General features: G+C 67.9%; 7 protein-coding genes. 5 read left to right on the top strand and 2 right to left on the bottom strand.

Annotation, left to right across the window (positions count from 1 at the left end; all coding sequences use genetic code 11):
• Positions 1-30: 30 nt before the first annotated feature.
• Positions 31-417, bottom strand: coding sequence for a hypothetical protein (locus AC5E6L_RS13505; protein WP_491230093.1), 387 nt, complete (start codon positions 415-417; stop codon positions 31-33).
• Between the two features lie 148 nt (positions 418-565).
• Between AC5E6L_RS13505 and AC5E6L_RS13500 the strand changes: the two genes are divergently transcribed.
• The 4 genes from AC5E6L_RS13500 to AC5E6L_RS13485 all read left to right on the top strand — a co-directional run bounded on the left by AC5E6L_RS13500 (position 566) and on the right by AC5E6L_RS13485 (position 4,498).
• Complete coding sequence (locus AC5E6L_RS13500) at positions 566-1,009, top strand: DUF983 domain-containing protein (protein ID WP_491773959.1); 444 nt, start codon at positions 566-568, stop codon at positions 1,007-1,009.
• Positions 1,010-1,121: 112 nt separating this feature from the next.
• Entirely contained in the window at positions 1,122-3,284 is a 2,163-nt protein-coding gene (locus AC5E6L_RS13495; protein WP_491773957.1) for a transglycosylase domain-containing protein, read from the top strand.
• A gap of 75 nt (positions 3,285-3,359) precedes the next feature.
• The gene (locus AC5E6L_RS13490; RefSeq protein ID WP_491230096.1) at positions 3,360-3,944 is read left to right on the top strand and encodes a DUF1214 domain-containing protein; all 585 of its coding nucleotides are present in this window, start codon (positions 3,360-3,362) and stop codon (positions 3,942-3,944) included.
• Positions 3,941-4,498, top strand: a complete 558-nt coding sequence (locus tag AC5E6L_RS13485; protein ID WP_491773954.1) for a DUF1254 domain-containing protein — start codon at positions 3,941-3,943, stop codon at positions 4,496-4,498. The genes AC5E6L_RS13490 and AC5E6L_RS13485 overlap by 4 nt, the downstream gene beginning before the upstream one ends.
• A 5-nt stretch (positions 4,499-4,503) precedes the next feature.
• Here AC5E6L_RS13485 and AC5E6L_RS13480 read toward each other — a convergent pair whose 3' ends face one another.
• On the bottom strand, positions 4,504-4,716 hold the full coding sequence (locus tag AC5E6L_RS13480) for a hypothetical protein (RefSeq protein WP_491230098.1): 213 nt from the start codon (positions 4,714-4,716) through the stop codon (positions 4,504-4,506).
• Between the two features lie 91 nt (positions 4,717-4,807).
• Here AC5E6L_RS13480 and AC5E6L_RS13475 point away from each other — a divergent pair, with 91 nt between their 5' ends.
• The gene (locus AC5E6L_RS13475; RefSeq protein WP_491773952.1) at positions 4,808-5,677 is read left to right on the top strand and encodes a hypothetical protein; all 870 of its coding nucleotides are present in this window, start codon (positions 4,808-4,810) and stop codon (positions 5,675-5,677) included.
• The last annotated feature ends 81 nt before the right edge of the window (positions 5,678-5,758 follow it).

Below are 5,758 nucleotides of genomic sequence, written 5' to 3'. Positions count from 1 at the left end.
CAGCGCCGGCCCCGCGGCGGCTTCTGCGCCTCACGCATCGCCAGCGGGCCGCAGTGAAGCGCCACACGCCGGACAAGCCTGGACGGTTCGTTGGGCCACCATCGCGGCCGCGCGCTCATTGGCAAGCTGGTCGATCCGCTCGTCCGCCGCCCTGAAGAAGGCGCGGACGTCCATCAATTCGTCTTCGTCATTGGCGGCCCGGCGACCCTCGGCGGCGAGCACAAGATCGGCGAGGCCGACCGCCGCCTTGACGATCGCCGATATGCCGTCGGCCACCGGCTTGTGAAAGCCCTCGACGCGCGCGGCCTGCGCGTTGAGCCTTTCGGCCTGCTCGCGCAGCGTCCGGGCGAGGGACAGCGCCAGTTCCGAGGGCAGAATATCCGCCTCGCGCTCATCGGTGCGGTCGGCCACGGTCAAGACGCCATCGCTGCAGAACCCGAGACAAACATGCCCACCAGACGCAAAAACGCCCCGTCATGCGACGAAGCGCCGTGTCGACCCATTTTTGCGATTGTGTCAGAACACTACATGAGCACCGTGACGGTGTCAAGAATATTTTCCTATCATGCCTGCATTCATTCGGGTGCCCTTCATGGCCCATGGCTTGCGACATGACGACCACCCGCCGCTCAAGCCGCAGCATACGGGGCTCGTCGGCAAATGTCCGCGTTGCGGGCGCGGGCGGCTGTTCGCCGGCTTTCTGAAGATGGCCGACCGGTGCGGGATCTGCGGCCTCGACTACGGCTTTGCCGATCCGGCGGACGGGCCGGCCTTCTTCGTGATCACCTTCGCGTGTATCCCGGTCGTTCTGTTCGCGGTGTGGATGGAGGTCGCGGTCGGCGCGCCCTACTGGCTCAACGCGTTGCTGACACTGCCGCTCCTGATCCTGTTCTGCGTCCTGCCGCTGCGTCCGCTCAAGGGGCTGCTGGTGGCCCAGCAATATGCGCACGATGCCCATGAGGGGACGATCGCGGACGGGGACGGCAAGGATCGGACCGACCGGCGTTAACGTATCGACAACCATATCGATTGCCGGCCGGCCCGAAATGCGGCAAGACGAGCGGGAATTGCATCAACGGGATCGGGCGCGTTGGCAGAGATGCCAAGCTCCCTTGCGTGCGATGAACGATCTGCGGCTGCCGGAAGATGAGCGGGCCAAGCGCCCGCACAAGAAGTCGTCGTTTCTTCTGGAGATCGACGCCTGGATCGATTCGGTGCTCTACAATGCCGGCTTCCAGGCGGCGCGGACATGGGAAGACATCACCATCTTCTTCCGCCGCTTCCGGCCCCATGGCGTCAACCGGGCGCTCTTCGAGGTCGCCGGCGATACGCTGACGCTGGCCATGCTGGGCATGATCGCGATGCTCGCGCTTGCCATTCCGTCCGCGCGCGAGATGGCGCAGGACTGGCGCAACCAGGAGCGGTTCGCGGTCACCTTCCTGGACCGCTACGGCCGCGAGATCGGCCAGCGCGGCATTCTGCACACCGATGCCGTGCCCGTCGAGGACCTGCCGGACAATCTGATCAAGGCGGTTCTTGCAACCGAGGACAGGCGCTTCTTCAACCATTTCGGCATCGACATGACGGGCCTGGCGCGGGCGATAACCGAGAATGTGCGCGCCAACTCGGTCGTCCAGGGCGGGTCGACCATCACCCAGCAACTCGCCAAGAACCTGTTTCTGTCCAACGAGCGCACCCTTGAGCGCAAGGTCAAGGAAGCGTTCCTGGCGCTGTGGCTTGAGGCCAATCTGAGCAAGGAGGAGATCCTCAAGCTCTATCTCGACCGCGCCTATATGGGCGGGGGCACGTTCGGCGTGGGCGCGGCCGCCAGATTCTACTTCAACAAGGATGTGCGCGAGGTCACGCTGGCGGAGGCGGCGATGCTGGCCGGCCTGTTCAAGGCGCCGGCGCGCTTTGCGCCGCACATCAACCTGCCCGCCGCGCGCGGCCGGGCGAATGAAGTGCTGACCAACATCGTCCAGGCGGGCTTCATGACCGAGGGCCAGGTGACCGGCGCGCGGCGCGAGCCCGCCGATGTGGTCCTGCGCGCCCAGGTCAAGAGCCCGGACCACTTCCTCGACTGGGCCTTCGAGGAGGTCAAGCGCTTCATCGTCGCAAACGACGTGCCGACGCGCTCGGTCATCGTTCGCACGACGATCGACACCGATCTGCAGCGGGCCTCGGAGGAGGCCATCGAGTTCTTCCTGCGCAAGCATGGTCAGGACTACAACGTCTCGGAGTCGGCGGTCGTCCTGATCGAGACCAACGGGGCCGTGCGCGCGCTCGTCGGCGGGCGCGACTACGGCATCAGCCAGTTCAACCGGGCGACGTCGGCAGAGCGCCAGGCCGGCTCGTCCTTCAAGACCTACGTCTATGCGGCGGCGATCGACCACGGCCTGACCGAGGAATCGATCGTCGCGGACCGGCCGGTCACCTGGCGTGGCTGGTCGCCGCAGAACTACAACCGATCCTTTGCCGGCCGGGTCACGCTGGCAACGGCCCTGGCCCGGTCGATCAACACGGTTCCGGTCTGGATCGCGCGGGACCATCTGGGCGGGACGGCTCCGATCGTGGACATGGCGCGCAAGATGGGCATCGGATCGAACGTCATCGACCATCACACCATGGTGCTCGGCACGTCGGGCATGACGGTCATGGACCAGGCGACCGGCTATCTGACCCTGGCGAGCGGCGGGCTCGCCGGCAAACGCCACGCCTTCACGCAGATCACGACCCTGACGGGCCAGACGATCTACGACCGCCGCCGGGAGCCCGATGCCGGCACACGCGTGCTGAGCGAGGACGGAACGGCCATGCTCAATCGCATGCTGGTCAACGTCACCGAATGGGGCACCGGCCGACGCGCCGCGCTCGACGGCATCAAGGTCGCCGGCAAGACGGGGACGACGCAAGCCTACCGGGACGCCTGGTTTGTGGGCTATACGGGCAATTTCGCCGCCGCGGTCTGGTACGGCAATGACGACTACACGCCCACGAACCGGCTGACCGGGGGGCGGCTGCCCGCAATGACCTGGCAGCGCATCATGGCATACGCCCATCGGGACGCCGATCTGATCCCCCTGGCCGGGGTGGACGATTCCATCCCCGCGCGGTCCGAGCGGGACGATGTGGCGGTCGCGGAGGCGGCCGGTGAGGCGGGACTGGCGCGCAGGCTTTTCCTGTCGGAAAGGAGCGTGCAATTCCTGCTGACGCTGGAGGACGCGCTTGCCGCCGTCGAGCCCCTGGCCACCGATCCGCAGCGGCTTGCCGCGCGCAGCCGATGAGGCGGCGATGCGCGACACCGGTTTGGGGACGTCCGGCTGGCCTTGCGCGCGGTGCGCGCCCATGACGCCCGCGCGATGATCCGGACAGCCCTTGCGATCATCTACGCGCTCACGCTCGCGCTCGGCCTGGGCGGCGCCAGCGCCTGGCTCGTCACCGACAGGTTCGCCGGCTTCTCGCCGCTGACGATCGGTCAATGGACCGGCTATCCGAAGGCGGGTGCGGGCACGGCCGATCCCTATGCGCGTGCACGCGCGGCGCGAACCGGCCAGGTGCCGCTGGGGGCGGCCGAGGGGCTGGCGCTCACCGCGACGCACGATGCCGACGGCGCACCATTGATCGGCACCTGCGCCTATGTGATCGAAGGGCGCGATCCGCCGTCGCGGCTGTGGACGCTGACAATGGCCGGCATCAACGGTGAGGCGCTCTCATCGCCACCGGGCGTGCCGACAATGGCGCACAGCCGCTCGGTGCTTCGCGAGGCCGACGGCCGCTTGCGCCTTGCGCTTTCCGATCGCGCCCGTCCGGGCAACTGGCTTTATCTGCGCCATGACGGGCCGATCCGCCTGATGCTGACCCTTTACGACACGACGGTGACGGCCAGCGTCGCGCTCGCCGAGGTCACGCTTCCGCGCATAGGCAAGACCGGGTGCCGGACATGATCCGCCTTGTGCACGCAACGATCGTGGGGCTGGTCGGCGCGGCCCTGGTGCATCTGTCGGTGATCTTCCTGCTGCCGCTCCTGTCGGCCAGCACCGCCTGGAACCAGATCGCCGCCAGAACGGCCGAAAACGCACCGGCAAGCCTTCAAGAAAGCATCGACACCGACCCGGCACGGACGGGCGGCAACGGTCCGGACCCCTTCTTCGAGACGGCCGTTTGCCGCTACGATCTGCGCGACGGCGCGTTGCGCGTGCGCGCATCGGGCGATGCGCCGCTCTGGACGGTCGGCGTGCATGACAGCCTGGGCACGGTGGTGTTTTCGGCCAACGACCGGATCGTCGCCGGCCGGCGGCTCGACCTTGCCGTGGTGGATGCCAATCAACTGCGTTTCGTGCGCCAGAATGCGCCGGCCGAACTCACCGACGCGTTCATTGCGCCCGCGGGCCGTCCGACCGGCTTCGTCCTGGTCCGCGCCTTCCGGCCCGATGCGAGCTGGTCGGCGGTGATCGACCGCTTCATCGACGGTCTCGCCTGTGAAACGCTGCAATTCTGAGCGGCTCAGGGATCGTTGGTCGGCGCGGCCCTTGCGCGGCGCGCGCGGGCATCCCGGTCCGGACGCGGCGGCGGCTTGGCGGCGATAGGCTCGCGGCGGACGCCCGTGAACGGCAGCAGGGCGGCCGGCCCCGCTGCGAGCGCGCCTCGCCCGGCGCGCTTGTCACGGATGCGGTCATGGGCGGACCGGTAGGCCGCCAATGCAACGATATCGGCCATGGGCACCCCCTTCACGTCCGACGTCAGGCGTTTTGAACGCGCTCTTTTATGGTTAACGCATCGCTAACGCTTGCCGCCTAAGGTTCCGATCATGGTGAATGAACGCATTGCCCTGCTGGTGCGGCAGACCGCCGAACGCTTCTGTCGCCTGCGCGCCCCGTCAGCCGAGGATTGCGCGCGCATCGAAAAGCAGTTCCTCGAAAACCTCGATCTGATCCCCGCCGGGCATCTGCGCGCCATCGCCGGCCTTTTCGCCCCGCTCGACACGACGCCCGCGGAGATCGCCCACGTCCTGTGCGAGGTCGAGGCGGCGATCGCGACGCCGTTCATCGCCCGGTCGCCGGCGCTTGACGACCGCATCCTGCTCGATGTCATCGCCCGCCACGGGGCCGGCCCGCGGACGCGCGCGATCGCGCGCCGCAGGCAGATCTCCGGGCCGGTGCGCGCGGCCCTGCGCTCGCTCGACAATCCGGCGATCGACCGGGCGCTGGAACTGCGGCAGACGGCACGGCCGGTCCAGGCCGCCGAGCGGGCGCAGAAGGCGCGCGGCGCCACAACGCAGCGGCTCGATGCCGGCGCGCTGGGCCAGATCGCCGCACTCGCCGGGGAGCGATCGAGGCCGCTTTTCGAAACGGCGCTGGCTGACCGCACCGGCCTTTCGATGACCAGCGCGCGGATCCTTTGCGATGATCCGACCTCGCGGAACCTGCTGTTCGCGCTGCGCTTCATGGGCTTCGGCCTCGAACAGGCGCTGTCGGTGTTCGCCGGCCTTGCGCCCGAACTTGCCGATGACCGGGGTGTCGAGGACCGCTTTGGCGATGCGTACCGGGCCATCTCGCCCGACGAAGCGGCCGAGCGGGTCCGCCGCTGGCAGCTCGACGAGATTCGATCGCTCGCCTCGAACAGGGCGCCCGGCCAGACCACGCGCCCCGCACAAGACGTTCCGAAGGGCGCGGCCTGACCAAGGACGATCTATTGAGGCTCCAAAGCCAGAGCGGCTTGTCTTTGGCTGGAATCGTCTGAGCGCCGGGATTTTGTGATC

It is taken from the genome of Roseitalea sp. (genome assembly GCF_984466335.1).
The sequence above is the reverse complement of the archived record's forward strand: the minus strand, read 5'-3'. Positions and strand labels throughout refer to the sequence as shown.